Raw genomic sequence first — 15,602 nt, forward strand, 5'->3', positions numbered from 1 at the left:
CCACCCCTTTGATCGGCTCTGCAAGCAGCGCGGCATCCAGCATCGCCTGACCAAGCCTTACCACCCGCAGACCAACGGCCTCGTCGAACGCTTCAACCGGCGTATCGCCGAAGCCATTGGCCGCGAACAAAAGCGCGGCAGCGCCCGGCGGACCTTCATCGACCATGCCGATCGCGACGCCTTCATCGCCAGGTTCGTCCACGACTACAACCGGACTCGCCTCAAATGCCTCGGCTACCAGGCCCCGATCCAGGCCGTTGCTAAACTCACGGGACTGAACACTTTCGCAGGGACGACAAGCGGGCATGACGGTCTGAGAAGGTGTGACCGATTTGAGAGCGGCGGCGCCCAAGATCTGCGCACGCATCCAAAACCCGCTCATTGACAAGGTCCCGCCACACCGACCTGATAGGCGGATGCGTCGCGTGAGCTTCCTGCCATGATCGCCAGCCTCAGCCTGATCCTGCTCTGCCAGCTGATCGGCGAGGTCGCCGTGCGCGCGCTGGCGGTACCGGTGCCGGGCCCGGTGGTTGGCCTCGTGTTGCTGCTGTTGCTGCTGTTGGCGCGTGACCGCTTTCCGGCGCTGGCGCACGGGCCGCTCGGCGATGACGGCGTCGAGAGCGCGAGCCGCGGCATGCTTGCCAATCTCTCGCTGCTGTTCATTCCGGCCGGCGTCGGCGTGGTGCAGAAGCTCGATCTGCTCGCCGAGCACGGTATCGCGGTCCTGGTGATCCTCGCGGTGTCGGTCATCGTCACCCTGCTGGCGACGGTTGCGACCTTCGTTGCGGCGAGCAGTTTGCTGTCGCGCGAGGAGGAGAGGCCGTGAACGACAATCCGTTCTCGCTCTGGGTCTATCTCTCGCAGTCGCCGCTGCTCTGGCTGACGGTGACGCTGTTGACCTATGCGGCGGCCGACGCGGTGTCGTTGAAGACAAGGCGGCACCCGCTCGCCAATCCCGTGCTGCATTCGGTGTGGATCATCGGCGTGTTTCTGCTGCTGACCGGGACCTCCTACACCACCTATTTTGCCGGCGCGCAGTTCGTGCACTTTTTGCTCGGGCCTGCGACGGTGGCGCTCGCGGTGCCGCTCTACGAGAACCGCAGGCGGGTCGCGGCGGCGATCCTGCCGATGCTGGTTGCGCTCGCGATCGGCTCGCTGACGGCGATCGTCTCGGTGGTACTGCTGGCGCAGGCGTTCGGGCTGCCGCGCGACGTCATCCTGTCGCTGGCGCCGAAATCGGTCACCGCCGGCGTTGCGATGGGCATCAGCGAATCCCTGCATGCCGATCCCTCGCTGACCGCGGTGTCGGTGATCCTCACCGGCATCATGGGGGCGATCATCGTCACGCCCCTGATGAACTTCACCGGCATCACCGACTTTCGCGCCCGCGGCTTTGCGGCGGGCATCGCCGCCCATGGCATCGGCACCGCGCGCGCCTTCCAGGTCGACGAGGTCGCCGGCGTCTTTGCCGGGATCGCGATGAGCCTGAATGCGCTGGTCACCTCGCTGCTGGTGCCGCTGGCTGTGACATATCTGCTGCGCTAAGCATGATCCGGAAAAGTGGGAACCGGTTTTCCCTCGCGACAAACGCAACGCGTTTGCGCGGAGATCATGCTGATATAGAGAGTCCGGCTGCAGGGCAGTTTTGTGCTATTGGTATGGCATTGAGCAGCAAATCCTTCTAGGGTCGCCGCCTCAAACGCGAGTCTGTTCCCCTTGGTCTTCTCCGCAACTCAAAGTGTGCTTGGGCTGGCATCGGGCATGCTGGTCGGTTTTTCGCTGGGCCTGGTCGGCGGCGGCGGCTCGATCCTTGCCGTGCCGCTGATGGTCTATGTGGTCGGCGTGCCGGAGCCGCATGTCGCGATCGGCACCTCGGCGATCGCGGTCGCCGCCAACGCCGCGGTCAATCTCTCCAACCACGCCCGCGGCGGCACCGTGATCTGGTCCTGCGCGCTGGTGTTCGCGCTGTCGGGCATGCTGGGCGCGTTCGGCGGCTCGATCCTCGGCAAGATGCTGGAGGGGCAGAAGCTGCTCGCGCTGTTCTCGCTGGTGATGCTGGTCATCGCGGGCCTGATGCTGAAGAACCGCGCGCGGGTCGGGCTGACCGACGTCAAGATCTCGATGTCCAACATGCCCGCGATCATCGGCCTCGGGCTTGCCACCGGAACCATGTCCGGGTTCTTCGGCATCGGCGGCGGCTTCCTGATCGTGCCGGCGCTGATGCTGGCGACCGGGATGCCGATCATGAACGCGGTCAGTTCCTCGCTGGTTGCCGTCACCGCCTTCGGCATGACCACGGCCCTGAGCTATGCGTGGTCCGGGCTGGTGTCGTGGGGCCTGGCGGGGCTATTCGTCGCCGGCGGCATCGCGGGCGGCCTTCTCGGCACAAGCAGCGCCCGCCACCTGTCGGAACGGCGCGGCGCGCTTAATATCGTGTTCGCGACTGTGATTATCGTGGTGGCGATCTATATGCTGCTGCGTAACATCAATGTGTCCTGAACGTAGAAGGGCGCAGAGCTCTTGCGAAAGCCAGCTATGAACCAACTGACGAAATCGCCCCTGATCAACGCCGGTGCCACCCGCCGCGGCGCGCTCGGCCTGTTCGGTGCCGGCCTCGCGCTCATGGCCGCGGGCGCCGCACGCGCCGAGGACGACAATGTCCTGACCGAGGAGCAGGTGCTGCGCGATCCGGATATTCCTGACATCGGCAACCCCAAGGGCGATATCACCATCGTCGAATGGTTCGACTACAACTGCCCCTATTGCCGCAAGCTCGCGCCGGAGCTGCGCCAGGTGGTGCAGGACGACGGCAAGGTCCGCCTCGTGCTGAAGGATTGGCCGATCCTCGGACCGGTCTCCAAGGTCGCGGCGCGGATGGCGCTGGCGGCGAAGTACCAGAACAAGTTCGACGTCGCGCATGAGGCGATGATCTCGGTCAATTCGCGCATCACCGAGCCGCGCATCGCCGAGTTGCTCTCGGGCGCCGGCCTCGACATGGACCGCCTGAAGAAGGATCACGACGCCAACGCCAAGGCGATCGACGCGATCCTTTCCCGCAACAACGAGCAGGCGCTGGCGTTCGGCTTCAACGGCACGCCGTCATTCATCGTCGGCAAGTACCGCGTGCCGGGCGTGCTCAGCATGGATCAGTTCGAGCAGGTGATCGCCGACGCCCGCAAGGCCAATATGGGCCGCAAGACCGAGCAGAATTGATCGCGCTTCCTGCAACGAAAATGGCCTCTCCGGCGCCGGAGAAGCCATCTGCTTTTATGTCGGCTTGAAAACAATCGTTACTTCGCCGCGATCTTGTCCCACTGCTCGCGGGTGCGCGTCTTCAGCAGGTTCCAGTCATGCGCTGCGACGTCCCAATTGACGATGGTGCGCGTGTCCTGCGCCACCTCGCCATTGGCGACGCTCGACGTCCGCATCGAGTCATAGACATAAACGCCGCATGTCAGCAGCAGCGCGCCCAAAATCATGCCGAAAAAGGTCCGCATCGCTCAATCCCTCCGGTGTCGGAAGCATAACGTTGCGGGGCTCGCTGTGGTTCCGGCGATCGATCAACTGCGCGCGAACGCCCGCATCACGTAATCGATGAACACGCGCACGCGCGGCGAGAGCTGGCGGTTGCGCGGATAGAGCAGGTTTACCGGCACCGATGGCGGCGGACATTGCAGCAGCACCGCGACCAGCGTTCCGTTTGCCAGATCGATTTCGGCGTGGAAGCGCGGCACCTGCACGAGGCCGAGGCCGAGTTTCGCGCTCGCCAGATAACTCTCGGGGCCGGTCACCGACATCGGCGCCGGCAGCGGAAACTGCTTCAGCGTGCCGTCGATCACGAACTCCATCGGCCGCAGGCGTCCCGTGGTCAGCGAGCGGATGCCGATCATGCGATGGCCGTCGAGCGCGAACGGATCGAGCGGCGTGCCGAAACGCGCAAGGTAATCCGGCGTCGCGCAGGTCAACCGCTCCAGCATCGTGACCTGCCGCGCGATCATGTCGCTGTCGGGCAGCTTGCCGAAGCGCAGCACGCAGTCGACGCCTTCGCGGATCAGATCGACCCAGCGGTCGCTCTCGCTCATGTTGATCTCGATATCAGGATATTCGGCGAGGAAGCCCGGCAGGTTCGGCAGCAGGAAGTGCCGCGCCAGCGTGCCCTGCACCTCGAGCCGCAGCAGCCCCTTCGGCCGCGCGCCGCTGAACGCGCCCTCGGCGTCTTCGAGGTCCGCGATCAGCGACAGGCAGCGGCGGTAGTGCGCCTCGCCATCGAGCGTCGGGCGCACCGTGCGCGTGGTGCGCTCGAGCAGCCGCACGCCGAGCCGCGCCTCCAGCCCCTTCACCGCGTCCGTCACCGTCGAGCGCGGCAGTCCCAGATCCTCGGCGGCGAGCGAAAAGCTGCGCCGCTCGACCACCCGGGTGAACACGCGCATCGCGTCGAAACGGTCCATCTATTGTCCGGGAATAACAAATAGTGATGTCGGATGATGCATGATTATCCGGAAGACGCCAAGACCTAGTGTCCTCCCATCGAACGCGGCGCGGCCGCATCACCTGATGGGAGACTGAAAATGACCAACCAAACCAACAAGGTAGCCCTGGTGACGGGCGCCTCGCGCGGGATCGGCGCGGCGGTTGCCGAACGCCTCGCCAAAGACGGCTTCACCGTCGTCATCAACTACTCCGGCGACGCCAAGCCGGCGCAGGCGGTGGCGGACAGGATCGAGGCCGCCGGCGGCCGGGCACTGACCGCGAAGGCCGATGTCAGCGATGCCAACGCGGTGCGCGGCATGTTCGACGCGGCGGAAGCCGCCTTCGGCGGCGTCGACGTGCTGGTCAACAATGCCGGTATCATGAAGCTCGGCAAGATCGCCGACAACGACGACGCCGCGTTCGACCACCAGGTCGCGGTCAACCTGAAGGGCAGCTTCAACACCATGCGCGAGGCGGCGCGCCGGCTGCGCAACGGCGGACGCATCGTCAACTTCTCGACCAGCGTCGTCGGCACCAAGCTTGAGACCTACGGCATCTATGTCGCGACCAAGGCCGCGATCGAGTCGTTGACCGCGATCCTGTCCAAGGAGTTGCGCGGCCGCGGCATCACGGTGAATGCGGTCGCGCCCGGGCCGACCGCGACCGACCTGTTCCTGCACGGCAAGTCGGACGAGCTGATTGATCGCTTCGCCAAGATGGTGCCGCTGGAGCGGCTCGGCACACCCGATGACATCGCCAATGCCGTGGCCTTCCTCGCCGGCCCCGACGGCTCCTGGATCAACGGCCAGACGCTGCGCGCCAATGGCGGCCTGGTCTGACGCCCGCACATCTCCAACCCAACTCGCATTCAACCGACTTCACAAGGATACGTGTCATGAAACAGGTCATCGTCATTACCGGCGCCTCGAGCGGCTTCGGCCGCCTCACCGCCAACGCGCTCGCCAAGGCCGGCCACACCGTCTACGCCTCGATGCGCCACACCACCGGCCGCAACGCCGCCGCGGTCGCCGATATCGAGGAGTTCGCGCGCGACAACAAGGTCGACCTGCGCGCGCTCGAACTCGATGTCGGCTCGCAGGCGTCAGGCGATGCGGCGATTGCGCAGATCGTCGCCGAGGAAGGCCGCCTCGACGTCGTGATGCACAATGCCGGCCACATGGTGTTCGGCCCGGCGGAGGCGTTCACGCCCGAGCAGCTTGCCAAGCTCTACGACGTCAACGTGCTATCGACCCAGCGCGTCAATCGCGCGGCGCTGCCGCAACTGCGCAAACAGGGCAGGGGACTCGTGGTCTGGGTGTCGAGCAGCTCTTCGGCCGGCGGTACGCCGCCCTATCTGGCGCCGTATTTCGCGGCCAAGGCCGGCATGGATGCGATGGCGGTGATCTATGCCCGGGAGCTTACACGCTGGGGCATCGAGACCTCGATCATCGTGCCCGGCGCCTTCACCGGCGGCACCAATCACTTCGCGCATTCCGGCCGTCCCGCCGACGAGGCCCGCGTCGCCGAATATGAGGCCGGTCCCTATGCCGGCTTCGGCGAGGAGATCATGAAGGCGTTCGCGGCGATCGTGCCCGAGGATGCCGACGCCTCGCTGGTCGCGGACGCGATCGTCAAAGTCGTCGATACGCCGTTCGGCAAGCGGCCGTTCCGCGTCCACATCGATCCGACGCAAGACGGCGCCGAAGTCGCATTCGGCGTGATCGACCGCGTCCGCAACGAGATGCTGCACCGGGTCGGCTTCTCCGACCTGCTCAAACCGCGAGTGAACGGGTAATCTTCTCCCCGCAACGTCATTGCGAGGAGCGACAGCGACGAAGCAATCCATCTGCCCGCGTGCTCGGTGACAATGGATTGCTTCGCTTCGCTCGCAATGACGGGATACGATCCCTCAGGTGCTGTCGGCTCGCTCACCATTCATCCACTGCATGATCTCCGCATTGATCTCGCGCGGATAGGTGTGGCTGAGATCGTCGATTTCGCGATAGGTCACCCTGGCGCCGGCGGCTGACAGCATGCCCTGGGTCTGCCGCGCGGTCTGCACGGGAAACATCCAGTCGAGTCGGCCGTGGGTGATGAAGATCGGCAAGCCGCGCAGCCGCTCCGCGTCGGCGATCTCTGCCATCAGCGGATGGAAGGTCGCGGCAACGGGCGCCAGATGCGTGAAGCGCGAGGCGCCGTCGAGCCCGCTCACATAGCTGAAGGTGCCGCCGTCGCTCATGCCGGTCAGCAGCAGGCGCGTCTCGTCGATCTTCCAGCGCGCACGCACCTGGTCGAGGATGCGGTTCAGATTCGGCGAGTCGGTGTCCTCGCCCATCAGCGCCCAGGTCTGGCCGGTCGCGGTCGGCGCCACCAGGATGGCGCCGCGGCTGCGCGCATCGCGCAGCCAGCTCCACAGGAAGCCGCGGCCATTGCCGCTGCCGCCATGCAGCGCCATCACCAGCGGCCAGGCGCGATCCGGCGTGTAATATTCCGGCACGTACATCGAGAAGCCGCCGCGGCTGCCCGGCCCGTTGCGCTCATGGAAGATGCCGGTGTCGGCGTTGGGCTTGGCGGCGAGCTTCGCCTGCAGCTCCGTATCCTCGCGCAGATCGGGCGCGATGAAGAAACCGCTGACCGGCGGCAGCTCGGTCAGCGGATAGAGCGCCTCCTGCGCCCGCGGCAGATAGCGCAGCGCACGGAACACGCTGACCAGATCGCCTTCGCCGTTCTGTACCGCGCGCAGCCCTGCGTAGCCGGCGAGCGCCGGTTCGATCGCGGCTTCCAGCACGGTCTTGATGTGCGCGAATTTCTCCGGCCAATCGGCAAGCCGCGGCCGCACCGCCTGCAAGGCCTCTTCGGGCTCGCCCGCGATCTGCATCACGCGATCGAAGTCCGGCGGATTGAGGTTGCGCGCGACGAAGGACAGCGATTCCAGCGTCTGCAACAGCGGCGGCAGCACGGCCACGATGTCGTCAACCACCGCCTCGCTCATCGCCGCTGCCTCTTCCCTTTGCCTCAATGCAGCCGCGGCGCCTTCAACAGCTTTATGCGGTCGATCGAGGTCAGCGTGACGTCGAAAGTGACGCCCTCGTGATAGATGGTCAGCGGCACGTCGACGCCGGCCGCGCCGAGCGACCAGAGCTTGCGGTAGAAGCCGGCCTGGCTCGTCACCTTGTCGCCGTCGACCGCGAGGATCACGTCGCCGGTCTTCAGTTCGGCGCGCGCCGCCGGTCCCTTGCTGGCGACGCCGACCACCACGAGGCGGTTGTCGATCTCGGTCGTGAACATGCCGAGCCACGGCCGCGCCGGCTTGTCGACCCGGCCGAACTTGCGCAAATCGTCCAGCACCGGATTGAGCAGATCGATCGGCACGATCATGTTGACATGCTCGGCGTGGCCCGAGCGCTCGCGTTCGAGTTGCAGCGAGCCGATGCCGATCAGCTCGCCGGCATTGTTGATCAGCCCGGTGCCGCCCCAGTTCGGATGCGACGGAGAAGTGAAGATCGCCTCGTCCAGCAGATACTCCCAGTAGCCGGCGAATTCCTGCTTCGCCGCGATCTGGCTTGCGACCGAGCGCGTGCGGCCGCCGGCGCCGCCGAGCACCACATTGTCGCCGACCTGCGTCGCCGCCGACGAGCCGATCCGCAGCGGCTCGAGATCGACCCGGCCGAGCGCCTGCACCAGGCCGAAGCCGGATTCGAAATCGAAGCCGAGCGCGTGGCCCTCGACCGCGCGGCCGTCGCCGAGATGCAGCCACACCGTGGCGGCTTCAGTGATCAGATAGCCGATCGTCAGCACCAGCCCGTCGTCGATCAGGACGCCATTGCCGGCGCGCTCGGTGCCGAGCGTCTCGGCGCTGAAAGCATCCGGCGGAATGATCGAGTGCAGCCCGACCACACTCATCAGCGCGCGATCGAGATCGTAGCGGTAATCTTCGGGGCGAGGCTGAAAGGCCGCGGGCACTTTCCATTCGGTCGTGGAGGGCATCAAGGGATCTCCTGGCGTGCAGGGCGCTGGAACCTCAAGGTAGACCGAGGTTCTGCCGGCAGGGAAGATGGAATAATATACCTTGCAGGGCCGCCTGCACAGCTCATGTGGCGTGCAGACCTGCCCCTCGCAAGATAATTGAACCTATTCGGTTTTTGCCGCACGCGCCGGCATGATGCGGAAGGCGCGGTTGTCCTTGATCCACGCGGCGCGCTCGTCGCGCAGCATGGTGCGGCGAACCTTTCCGGAATCGTCGCGCGGCGCGGTGCCGACGCGCTCGAAACTTTCCGGATGCTTGTAGCGGCTGAGCCGGTCCTTCAGGAAATCGCCCATGCCGTCGGCGATCGCTTGCGCATCGGCGCTGTCGGCGAGCTCGAGGATTGCATGCACGCGCTGACCGAATTCCGGATCGGGCAGTCCGACCACGACGCAGGAGCGCACCTCGGGATGCTCGCTGACCGCGGCCTCGACCTCGGCCGGATAGATGTTGGCGCCGCCGCGCAGCACCATGTCGGCGAGCCGGTCGCCGAGATAGAGATAGCCTTCTTCATCGAGCCGGCCGATATCGCCGAGCGATTCCCAGCCGTCCGTCCGCCGCTTCGGCGTTGCGCCGAGATAGTGATAGGTCGAGCCGGCGCCGTCATTGGGCAGGAAATAGATTTCGCCGGTCTCGCCGGGCGCGACGTCGTTGCCGTCCTCGCCGATGATGCGCAGTTTCGCGGTCTCGCCGATCTTGCCGACCGAGCCCTTGTGCGCCATCCATTCGGTGCCCGAGATCACGCAGGCGCCCTGCCGCTCGGTGCCGCCATAGAGCTCCCAGATCCGCTCGGGGCCGAGCCATTCGATCCATTTCTCCTTCAGCCAGGGCGGCATCGGAGCTGCCATGTGAAACACGATGTTCAGGCTGGAGACATCGTAGCGGTTGCGCACCTCCTCGGGCAGCGCCCAGATCCGGTGCATCATGGTCGGCACGAAGTTCACCCATTGCACGCGCTCGCGCTCGATCAGCCGCAGCGTCTCCTCGGCGTCGAACTTCACCATGCCGGTGACCCTTCCGCCCCCGAACAGCGCAAAGTGCGAGAGGATGAATGGCGCATTGTGATACAGCGGCCCCGGATTGAGCAGCGAGGTGTCGCGCGCAATACCGAGCGTCGCCTCGGCCGTGGTCTCGATCACCGCGGGGTTGTGATCGAGGATCACCTTCGGCCGTCCGGTCGAGCCGCCGCTCGTCATCGCCTTCCAGTAGCGCGCGACCGGCGCATCGATCGGCTCCTCGGAGAATCCGTCCGGTACGAAATTCACCGGCAGCGAATTCGGCGCATTCCAGTCGGTCTCGCCGCCGACCACCAGCGACGGTTTCAGAATCTCGAGCACCGCAGCGGCCTCGCCGCGCGGCAGCCGCCATGACAGCGAGGTCGGCGTCGCGCCGCACTTCCACACCGCGAAGGTCGTCTCGAAGAACGCGTTGCTGTTGGGCAGCCCGATCGCGACGAAGTCGCCGGGCTTGACGCCCTTGGCGGCGAAGGCGCGCGCCCGTGCATTGGCGCGGCGCTCGAGCTCGAGCCAGGTCAACGCATCCGCGCCATGACTGATGGCGATCGCATCCGTGGGCTTGCGTTCGGCATACCAGCGCGGCACGTCGGCGAGGGGGATCAGCATGGTCGTTTCCGTCGGAAAAGGCGGCTTGAAGCGCTCTTGTTGCAAGGATGTGGTCAAGACCACGGCCGCCACTTCACCAACAGTGCGGTCTCCGTGTCAAGCCGACGGCTGCCGAGGCGGCCGGTATCCCGCTGATGGAATTGCAGAATCCCTGTTCGCTAAAAGCCCCGTCAAGATTCCGGTAAAGTTCAAGCGATCGCGCTAAGCCGGGCTTTACGGGGGGCCGGCATTGTGGCCGTTGCGGTTCTGTGCCGGGCGCGTCGAGCGACGTGCACGGCGTGCAATGTCTTTCAATGACCAATGGCTTCAAGGACGGCGACGATGGCGAGCAATGGAGCACGGATCAAGGTCAGTCGCGAGCCGCGGCGCCAGCTCAACAATCGTGCGGCCTGGATCACGGTCGACGACGGCGCGACCGAGAGCGAATGCGCCGTGGTCGACATCTCGCCGGGCGGCGCCAAGATCACCACCGAGGTCGAGTTCGAGGTGAATGACCGCCTCGCGCTGACGCTGCTCGCCGATCACGCCAAGCGCTATCCGTGCAAGGTGGTCTGGCGTCGCGGCAAGACCTACGGGCTCAAATTCGTGACGGCCGAAGTCGAGCCGGTTGAACCGGCCGCGGAGCCGGCCGGCGCGACCTAGTGTGCTGAATGCGAAGTTCGTGTGATTTCGCGGCAGCCACTTTCACGAACTTCGCATTCATAAAGCACACTAGAATCAAAAGTTTGCTAGTGTCCTTATCGAATCCGAAGTTCGCTCCGAAGGTGCGGCAAATGATGCGAACTTCGGATTCGGGACACTAGCGCGGCGTTTCATCAATCAATGTTCGAATGAACGTTCGGCGCAGGCCATCGCCGATCGGATCGGGCGCGCGTTCAATGGCTCACGCCAGGACGTCCCGCGCAAGCGTGGCTCACGTCAACGTCGCTGCGGATTGTCGGCATTGCCGGTGGTGGTGCCCGTCGGGCCTCCCGGAAGCGCCGGTGCGGCGCTGCCGCCGCCGGTGCCGGAAGACGGTGCGACGCGCTGGCCGGACTGGGTCGGGAGCGCAGTGCCGCCGACGCCGTTCGACGGCGCGGCGCGGTCGCCTGGCCTCGGCGGCAGCGGGGTGCCGCCGGTGTTTTGCGCGAGAAGCTGGGCCGGTGCGAGGACGAGGCCGGCGACGACGACGACGATGGCAAATTTGGTCTTGAACATGTGCTGGTCCGAGATGGCGCGGTGAGGCTTGAGCGACAGGCACAGCCGCGACGGAGACGAGACATCCGCCAAGCCCGCGAGATTGCGATACCAGCATAACGTCAGCCGCATTTGATGCGTTCCCGGACGCCTCGCCAGGGCGAAGCAAATATCCGTGTAATGAACGGTCTCCACCGATCGCGGCGACGCCTCGCCGGTGTTGCGGATCTTTCGACATGAAGTTTGGACATTCATGTCGCGAGAATGCGGATGTGTGACTCACAGACCTCGCCACACACTCAATGTCGTCCTGGCGAAAGCCAGGACCCATTACCCCAAATCTCAATTGTTGCGCGACGCTGGGGCCACGATCCCGTCCAGGATCAAGTGCGGTGGTTATAGGTCCTGGCTTTCGCCAGGACGACGAACGGATAGTGCCGTGTGCCCGTCCTCACGGGTTCACGCAAACACAGTCGAGCCCGGCAATGACGACTGGTTGGCCAGGCGCCGTCGTCCTAGCGTTCCGTCAGCTTCAGCTCGATGCGGCGGTTGCGCTTGTAGGCCTCTTCGGTCTGCGCGGTGTCGAGCGGCTGGAATTCGGCAAAGCCGGCGGCGACCAGGCGCTGCGCCGGCACGCCGAGCGAGACCAGGTACTGCACCACCGAGATCGCGCGCGCCGAGGACAGCTCCCAGTTGGACTTGAACAGCGGGCTGTTGATCGGCCGCACGTCGGTGTGGCCGTCGACGCGCAGCACCCAGGCGATCTCGGGCGGAATCTGCTTGTCGAGATCGATCAGCGCGCTCGCGACCGTTTCGAGCTCGGTCTTGCCCTCGGGCAGCAGCGTCGCCTGGCCGGTGTCGAAGAACACTTCCGACTGGAACACGAAGCGGTCGCCGACGACGCGGATATCGGGACGGTTGCCGAGGATCGCACGCAGCCGGCCGAAGAATTCCGAGCGGTATTTCGACAGTTCCTGCACCCGCTGCGCCAGCGCGACATTGAGGCGCTGGCCGAGATCGGCGATGCGGTTCTGCGATTCCTTGTCGCGTTTCTCGGAGGCGTCGAGCGCCTCCTCGAGCGCGGCGAGCTGGCGGCGCAGCGCGCTGATCTGCTGGTTCAGCAGCTCGATCTGCGCCAGTGCGCGCGACGATACGGCCTTCTCGGACTCCAGCGCCTTGTTGAGTTCGTTGGCGCGGCCCTGCGCGTCGCTGCCGGAACTCGCGAGCCCCTCATAGAGCCCCTTCATGCGGTCGCGCTCGCCTTCCGCGGACGCAAGCCCGGCGCGCAGCTGCGCCACCTGGTCGTCGAGCGTCAGCTTGGAGAGCTTCTCCAGCGACAGCAGGTCGTTGAGCTGGGCGATCTTGGCGGTGAGCTGTTCCAGCGCCTTGTCCTTGCCGGTGACCTCCTGTGACAGGAAGAACTGCACGACGAGGAACACCGACAGCAGGAACACGATCGACAGCACCAGCGTCGACAATGCGTCGACAAAGCCGGGCCAGTAGTTGAAGCCGGATTCGCTGCGGCGCGAGCGGGCGAGGGCCATGGGTGTCTCCTTGGGCTTGCTCCCCGGCTAGCTCTTCTCGGGCTGGCGGGCGAGGCGTTCGAGCAGCCGCTTGATCTCGCGGTTCTGCTCGCCCTGGCCGTCGGCCCACTCTCGGATCATCTGCTGCTCGGTGCGCATATGCGCAACCAGTCCCTGGATCGCCTCGGCAAGATTGGCCATCGCGGCCGTGGTGCTGCGGCCGCCGCCGCCTTCCTCGAGCGCGGTGCGGAGCCGATCGATCGCGCCCTGCATGTCGCCGGAGACGCCAGGTTCATCGCCGGAAATGCCGCGCACGGTGCCGGCGAGCCAGTCCTCGAGGTCGGTGTAGAAGCGGTTCTGGGCCTGGCTCGACTGCAGGTCGAGGAAACCGAGGATCAGCGAGCCGGCGAGGCCGAACAGCGAGGACGAGAACGAGATGCCCATGCCGCCGAGCGGCGCGGCGAGGCCCTCCTTCAGCGTATCGAACAGCGCGCCGGAGTCGCCGCCGACCTTGAGCCCGTCGATCACCTTGCCGACCGAGCCCACCGTCTCGATCAGGCCCCAGAACGTGCCGAGCAGGCCGAGGAACACCAGCAGGCCGGTCATGTAGCGCGAGATGTCGCGGGCTTCATCGAGGCGGGTTGCGATCGAATCGAGCAGATGTCGCATGGTCTGCTGCGAGATCGACATCCGCCCCGAGCGTTCGCCGCCGAGGATCGCGGCCATCGGGGCAAGCAGCGTCGGGCGGCGCTCGATCGCAAGGCCGGGATCGGCGATGCGGAAATTGTTGACCCAGGCGACCTCGGGATAGAGCCGGATCACCTGGCGGAACGCCAGGATGATTCCGATCAGCAGCACCGCCCCGATCAGGGCGTTCAGCCCCGGATTGGCAAAGAAGGCGGTGACGATCTGCTTGTACAGCACGACCCCGACCAGGCCGCAGAGCACCAGGAACACCAGCATCCGCACCAGGAAGATCCGAGGCGAGGACAGCTTGCTCAATTCGATCTCCATGTCGGAGCGGGAAGGAGGCATTGCCGGGTCATCCGTTCGCGAAGGCCGCATCTGCGAGCAATATGGCACAGCGGCGGAGTGAGGAAAGCCGATTCCAGGGGCAGCAAACAGGACCTTGAGTTGGAATCTCGTGGGCCGTTGCCGCTTTGCACGGCTTTCCGACCGCTCGGCGCATCACCATCCGCTGAACTGCACGCCCCACCCGCAGATCGCGAAATGAGGTCGGCTTGCACGCGTCGTTCGGTGAGGCGAACGCGACGATGGTGATTCGGTCCGATGGTCTCGGTGTTGCGAGGTGCGGCATTCCGCGCAGGCAAAATGGCGGGGTTCCCGCTCACGCAGACCTTAACGCATTCCCACAGCCTGCGATGGAACCCGCTCACAATGCGGTGACAAGGTAAAAGATGCCGCGAAATCAGGGTGATAGCGTTCTGTGACATTGAGCCGCCGAAAAACGCATTGCGTCGCAGCAAGCAGATTTTATTTTCATCGCAGCAACACGAGCGGTGTCGCCGTGACACCGCCGTTCGTTTGTTCAAACCTTTCAGGGGCGATTATCTCAATGTCTGGACTTCGCGCGCAATCGGCATGCATTGCATTGATGCTGGCTGCCATCGCGCCAATGCTTGCTGGCTGCGACGAGCCGAACACCGCAACCGCCGCCGTACAAGTACCCGAGCCGGACGTCAGCGTCGTCACCGTGAAGCCGCAGGCGCGTGCGATGCTGCGCGAGCTGCCGGGCCGCATCGCGCCGACCCGTGTTTCCGAGGTCCGCCCGCGCGTCTCGGGCATCGTCGTCAACCGCATGTTCCATCAGGGCAGCGAGGTGAAGGTCGGCGATCCCCTGTACCAGATCGATCCGCGCCCGTTCGAAGTCGAATTGCAGTCGACCGAGGCGGCGCTGGCGCGCGCCAAGGCCGTGCTCGAACAGGCCGCGCTGCAGGCCCGCCGTATCGCCACCTTGACCAGCCAGCGTGCGGCGCCGGAAGCCGAGAACGAAAAGGCGATCGCGACGCTGAAGCAGGCCGAAGCCGACGTGCAAGGTCGCGAGGCCGAAGTCGCGCGCGCCAAGCTCAATCTGGATTACGCCACGATCCGCGCGCCGATCGACGGCACCATCGGCGCTGCGCTGGTCAGCGAGGGCGCCCTCGTCGTGCAGAACGACGCCGCGAGCCTTGCGACCATCCAGCAGCTCGATCCGATCTACGCCGACTTCCAGCAGTCGGTGACCGAGATGAACCAGCTCCGCCGTGCCTTCGAGAGCGGCGATCTCGACCGCATCGCGCCCGACGCGATGAAGGTGCGGCTCGTGCTCGACGACGGCTCGATCTACCCGCTGCCGGGCAAGCTGCTGTTCTCCGACGCCAAGGTCGACGCCTATACCGGGCAGGTGACGTTGCGCGGCGAGTTCCCGAACCCGCATCGCATCCTGCTGCCGGGCATGTATGTGCGCGTGCTGATCGAACAGGGCATCGACAGCGATGCGATTGCCGTGCCGCAGCAGGCAATCCAGCGCAATGGCGGCGGCGGCAGCGAGGTGTTCGTCGTCAAGGCCGACAATCACGTCGCGGTGCAGCCGGTGCGCACCGGCTCGCTGCAGGGTGGTTCCTGGTTCGTGACCGACGGTCTTAAAGCCGGCGACAAGGTCGTCGTCGAGGGGTTCCAGAAATTCGCCGCCGGCGACAAGGTCCGGCCGCAAGCCTGGCGCGAGGTCGACGCAGCTGCAGCACCGACGGATCCGCACCAGACCGCGCACGCAGTGCGGTGATCCGA

At 65.6% G+C, this 15,602-nt stretch carries 17 protein-coding genes; 9 read left to right on the forward strand and 8 right to left on the reverse strand.

Annotated elements, in window-relative coordinates; translation table 11 throughout:
* The 5 genes from J6525_RS33385 to J6525_RS33405 form a co-directional block, all read left to right on the forward strand.
* On the forward strand, positions 1–385 hold a 385-nt coding region (locus J6525_RS33385), incomplete at its 5' end, for an integrase core domain-containing protein (protein ID WP_225647866.1).
* 54 nt (positions 386–439) lie between these two features.
* The gene (locus tag J6525_RS33390; RefSeq protein WP_225647867.1) at positions 440–826 is read left to right on the forward strand and encodes a CidA/LrgA family protein; all 387 of its coding nucleotides are present in this window, start codon (positions 440–442) and stop codon (positions 824–826) included.
* The gene (locus J6525_RS33395; protein ID WP_225647868.1) at positions 823–1,545 is read left to right on the forward strand and encodes an LrgB family protein; all 723 of its coding nucleotides are present in this window, start codon (positions 823–825) and stop codon (positions 1,543–1,545) included. Before J6525_RS33390 ends, J6525_RS33395 begins: the two co-directional genes overlap by 4 nt.
* Before the next feature lie 216 nt (positions 1,546–1,761).
* Complete coding sequence (locus J6525_RS33400) at positions 1,762–2,499, forward strand: sulfite exporter TauE/SafE family protein (protein ID WP_051003131.1); 738 nt, start codon at positions 1,762–1,764, stop codon at positions 2,497–2,499.
* 36 nt (positions 2,500–2,535) lie between these two features.
* Positions 2,536–3,213, forward strand: coding sequence for a DsbA family protein (locus J6525_RS33405; protein ID WP_225647869.1), 678 nt, complete (start codon positions 2,536–2,538; stop codon positions 3,211–3,213).
* Positions 3,214–3,290: 77 nt separating this feature from the next.
* Here J6525_RS33405 and J6525_RS33410 read toward each other — a convergent pair whose 3' ends face one another.
* Both J6525_RS33410 and J6525_RS33415 read right to left on the reverse strand, forming a co-directional pair.
* Positions 3,291–3,497, reverse strand: a complete 207-nt coding sequence (locus J6525_RS33410; protein ID WP_092087973.1) for a hypothetical protein — start codon at positions 3,495–3,497, stop codon at positions 3,291–3,293.
* Positions 3,498–3,560: 63 nt separating this feature from the next.
* Complete coding sequence (locus tag J6525_RS33415; protein ID WP_225647870.1) at positions 3,561–4,448, reverse strand: LysR family transcriptional regulator; 888 nt, start codon at positions 4,446–4,448, stop codon at positions 3,561–3,563.
* A 120-nt stretch (positions 4,449–4,568) separates the two neighbouring features.
* Between J6525_RS33415 and J6525_RS33420 the strand changes: the two genes are divergently transcribed.
* Positions 4,569–5,309 (forward strand): SDR family oxidoreductase, encoded by a 741-nt coding sequence (locus J6525_RS33420; RefSeq protein ID WP_225647871.1) that lies wholly within the window; start codon positions 4,569–4,571, stop codon positions 5,307–5,309.
* 56 nt (positions 5,310–5,365) lie between these two features.
* Positions 5,366–6,265, forward strand: coding sequence for an SDR family oxidoreductase (locus tag J6525_RS33425; protein ID WP_225647872.1), 900 nt, complete (start codon positions 5,366–5,368; stop codon positions 6,263–6,265).
* 114 nt (positions 6,266–6,379) lie between these two features.
* Here J6525_RS33425 and J6525_RS33430 read toward each other — a convergent pair whose 3' ends face one another.
* The 3 genes from J6525_RS33430 to J6525_RS33440 all read right to left on the reverse strand — a co-directional run bounded on the left by J6525_RS33430 (position 6,380) and on the right by J6525_RS33440 (position 10,116).
* Complete coding sequence (locus tag J6525_RS33430) at positions 6,380–7,462, reverse strand: carboxylesterase family protein (RefSeq protein WP_225647873.1); 1,083 nt, start codon at positions 7,460–7,462, stop codon at positions 6,380–6,382.
* A gap of 23 nt (positions 7,463–7,485) precedes the next feature.
* The gene (locus tag J6525_RS33435; RefSeq protein ID WP_057016190.1) at positions 7,486–8,457 is read right to left on the reverse strand and encodes a S1C family serine protease; all 972 of its coding nucleotides are present in this window, start codon (positions 8,455–8,457) and stop codon (positions 7,486–7,488) included.
* A gap of 144 nt (positions 8,458–8,601) precedes the next feature.
* Positions 8,602–10,116, reverse strand: a complete 1,515-nt coding sequence (locus J6525_RS33440; protein WP_225647874.1) for an AMP-binding protein — start codon at positions 10,114–10,116, stop codon at positions 8,602–8,604.
* A 321-nt stretch (positions 10,117–10,437) separates the two neighbouring features.
* On the opposite strand from J6525_RS33440, the gene J6525_RS33445 reads away from it, so the two are divergent.
* Positions 10,438–10,758, forward strand: a complete 321-nt coding sequence (locus J6525_RS33445; protein WP_176937104.1) for a PilZ domain-containing protein — start codon at positions 10,438–10,440, stop codon at positions 10,756–10,758.
* Between the two features lie 276 nt (positions 10,759–11,034).
* Here J6525_RS33445 and J6525_RS33450 read toward each other — a convergent pair whose 3' ends face one another.
* From J6525_RS33450 to J6525_RS33460, 3 genes are all read right to left on the reverse strand, one after another.
* On the reverse strand, positions 11,035–11,424 hold the full coding sequence (locus J6525_RS33450) for a hypothetical protein (protein WP_225647875.1): 390 nt from the start codon (positions 11,422–11,424) through the stop codon (positions 11,035–11,037).
* 383 nt (positions 11,425–11,807) lie between these two features.
* Positions 11,808–12,836 (reverse strand): peptidoglycan -binding protein, encoded by a 1,029-nt coding sequence (locus J6525_RS33455; RefSeq protein WP_057016193.1) that lies wholly within the window; start codon positions 12,834–12,836, stop codon positions 11,808–11,810.
* A gap of 27 nt (positions 12,837–12,863) precedes the next feature.
* Positions 12,864–13,850: a flagellar motor protein MotA gene (locus J6525_RS33460; RefSeq protein WP_225647876.1), complete on the reverse strand. Its 987-nt coding sequence runs from the start codon at positions 13,848–13,850 to the stop codon at positions 12,864–12,866.
* 541 nt (positions 13,851–14,391) lie between these two features.
* Between J6525_RS33460 and J6525_RS33465 the strand changes: the two genes are divergently transcribed.
* A complete protein-coding gene (locus tag J6525_RS33465) occupies positions 14,392–15,597 on the forward strand; it encodes an efflux RND transporter periplasmic adaptor subunit (RefSeq protein ID WP_092087989.1) in 1,206 nt (401 codons plus the stop codon).
* Positions 15,598–15,602 lie beyond the last annotated feature (5 nt).

It is taken from the genome of Bradyrhizobium australafricanum, from assembly GCF_020329495.1.
GTDB lineage: Bacteria > Pseudomonadota > Alphaproteobacteria > Rhizobiales > Xanthobacteraceae > Bradyrhizobium > Bradyrhizobium australafricanum.

Coding starts and splice junctions, on each gene's coding strand:
- J6525_RS33390 (WP_225647867.1), top strand. CDS start 440: ATGATCGCCAGCCTCAGCCTGATCCTGCTCTGCCAGCTGATCGGCGAG.
- J6525_RS33400 (WP_051003131.1), top strand. CDS start 1,762: ATGCTGGTCGGTTTTTCGCTGGGCCTGGTCGGCGGCGGCGGCTCGATC.
- J6525_RS33405 (WP_225647869.1), top strand. CDS start 2,536: ATGAACCAACTGACGAAATCGCCCCTGATCAACGCCGGTGCCACCCGC.
- J6525_RS33410 (WP_092087973.1), bottom strand. CDS start 3,497: ATGCGGACCTTTTTCGGCATGATTTTGGGCGCGCTGCTGCTGACATGC.
- J6525_RS33415 (WP_225647870.1), bottom strand. CDS start 4,448: ATGGACCGTTTCGACGCGATGCGCGTGTTCACCCGGGTGGTCGAGCGG.
- J6525_RS33420 (WP_225647871.1), top strand. CDS start 4,569: ATGACCAACCAAACCAACAAGGTAGCCCTGGTGACGGGCGCCTCGCGC.
- J6525_RS33425 (WP_225647872.1), top strand. CDS start 5,366: ATGAAACAGGTCATCGTCATTACCGGCGCCTCGAGCGGCTTCGGCCGC.
- J6525_RS33430 (WP_225647873.1), bottom strand. CDS start 7,462: ATGAGCGAGGCGGTGGTTGACGACATCGTGGCCGTGCTGCCGCCGCTG.
- J6525_RS33435 (WP_057016190.1), bottom strand. CDS start 8,457: ATGCCCTCCACGACCGAATGGAAAGTGCCCGCGGCCTTTCAGCCTCGC.
- J6525_RS33440 (WP_225647874.1), bottom strand. CDS start 10,116: ATGCTGATCCCCCTCGCCGACGTGCCGCGCTGGTATGCCGAACGCAAG.
- J6525_RS33445 (WP_176937104.1), top strand. CDS start 10,438: ATGGCGAGCAATGGAGCACGGATCAAGGTCAGTCGCGAGCCGCGGCGC.
- J6525_RS33450 (WP_225647875.1), bottom strand. CDS start 11,424: ATGCGGCTGACGTTATGCTGGTATCGCAATCTCGCGGGCTTGGCGGAT.
- J6525_RS33455 (WP_057016193.1), bottom strand. CDS start 12,836: ATGGCCCTCGCCCGCTCGCGCCGCAGCGAATCCGGCTTCAACTACTGG.
- J6525_RS33460 (WP_225647876.1), bottom strand. CDS start 13,850: ATGCCTCCTTCCCGCTCCGACATGGAGATCGAATTGAGCAAGCTGTCC.
- J6525_RS33465 (WP_092087989.1), top strand. CDS start 14,392: ATGTCTGGACTTCGCGCGCAATCGGCATGCATTGCATTGATGCTGGCT.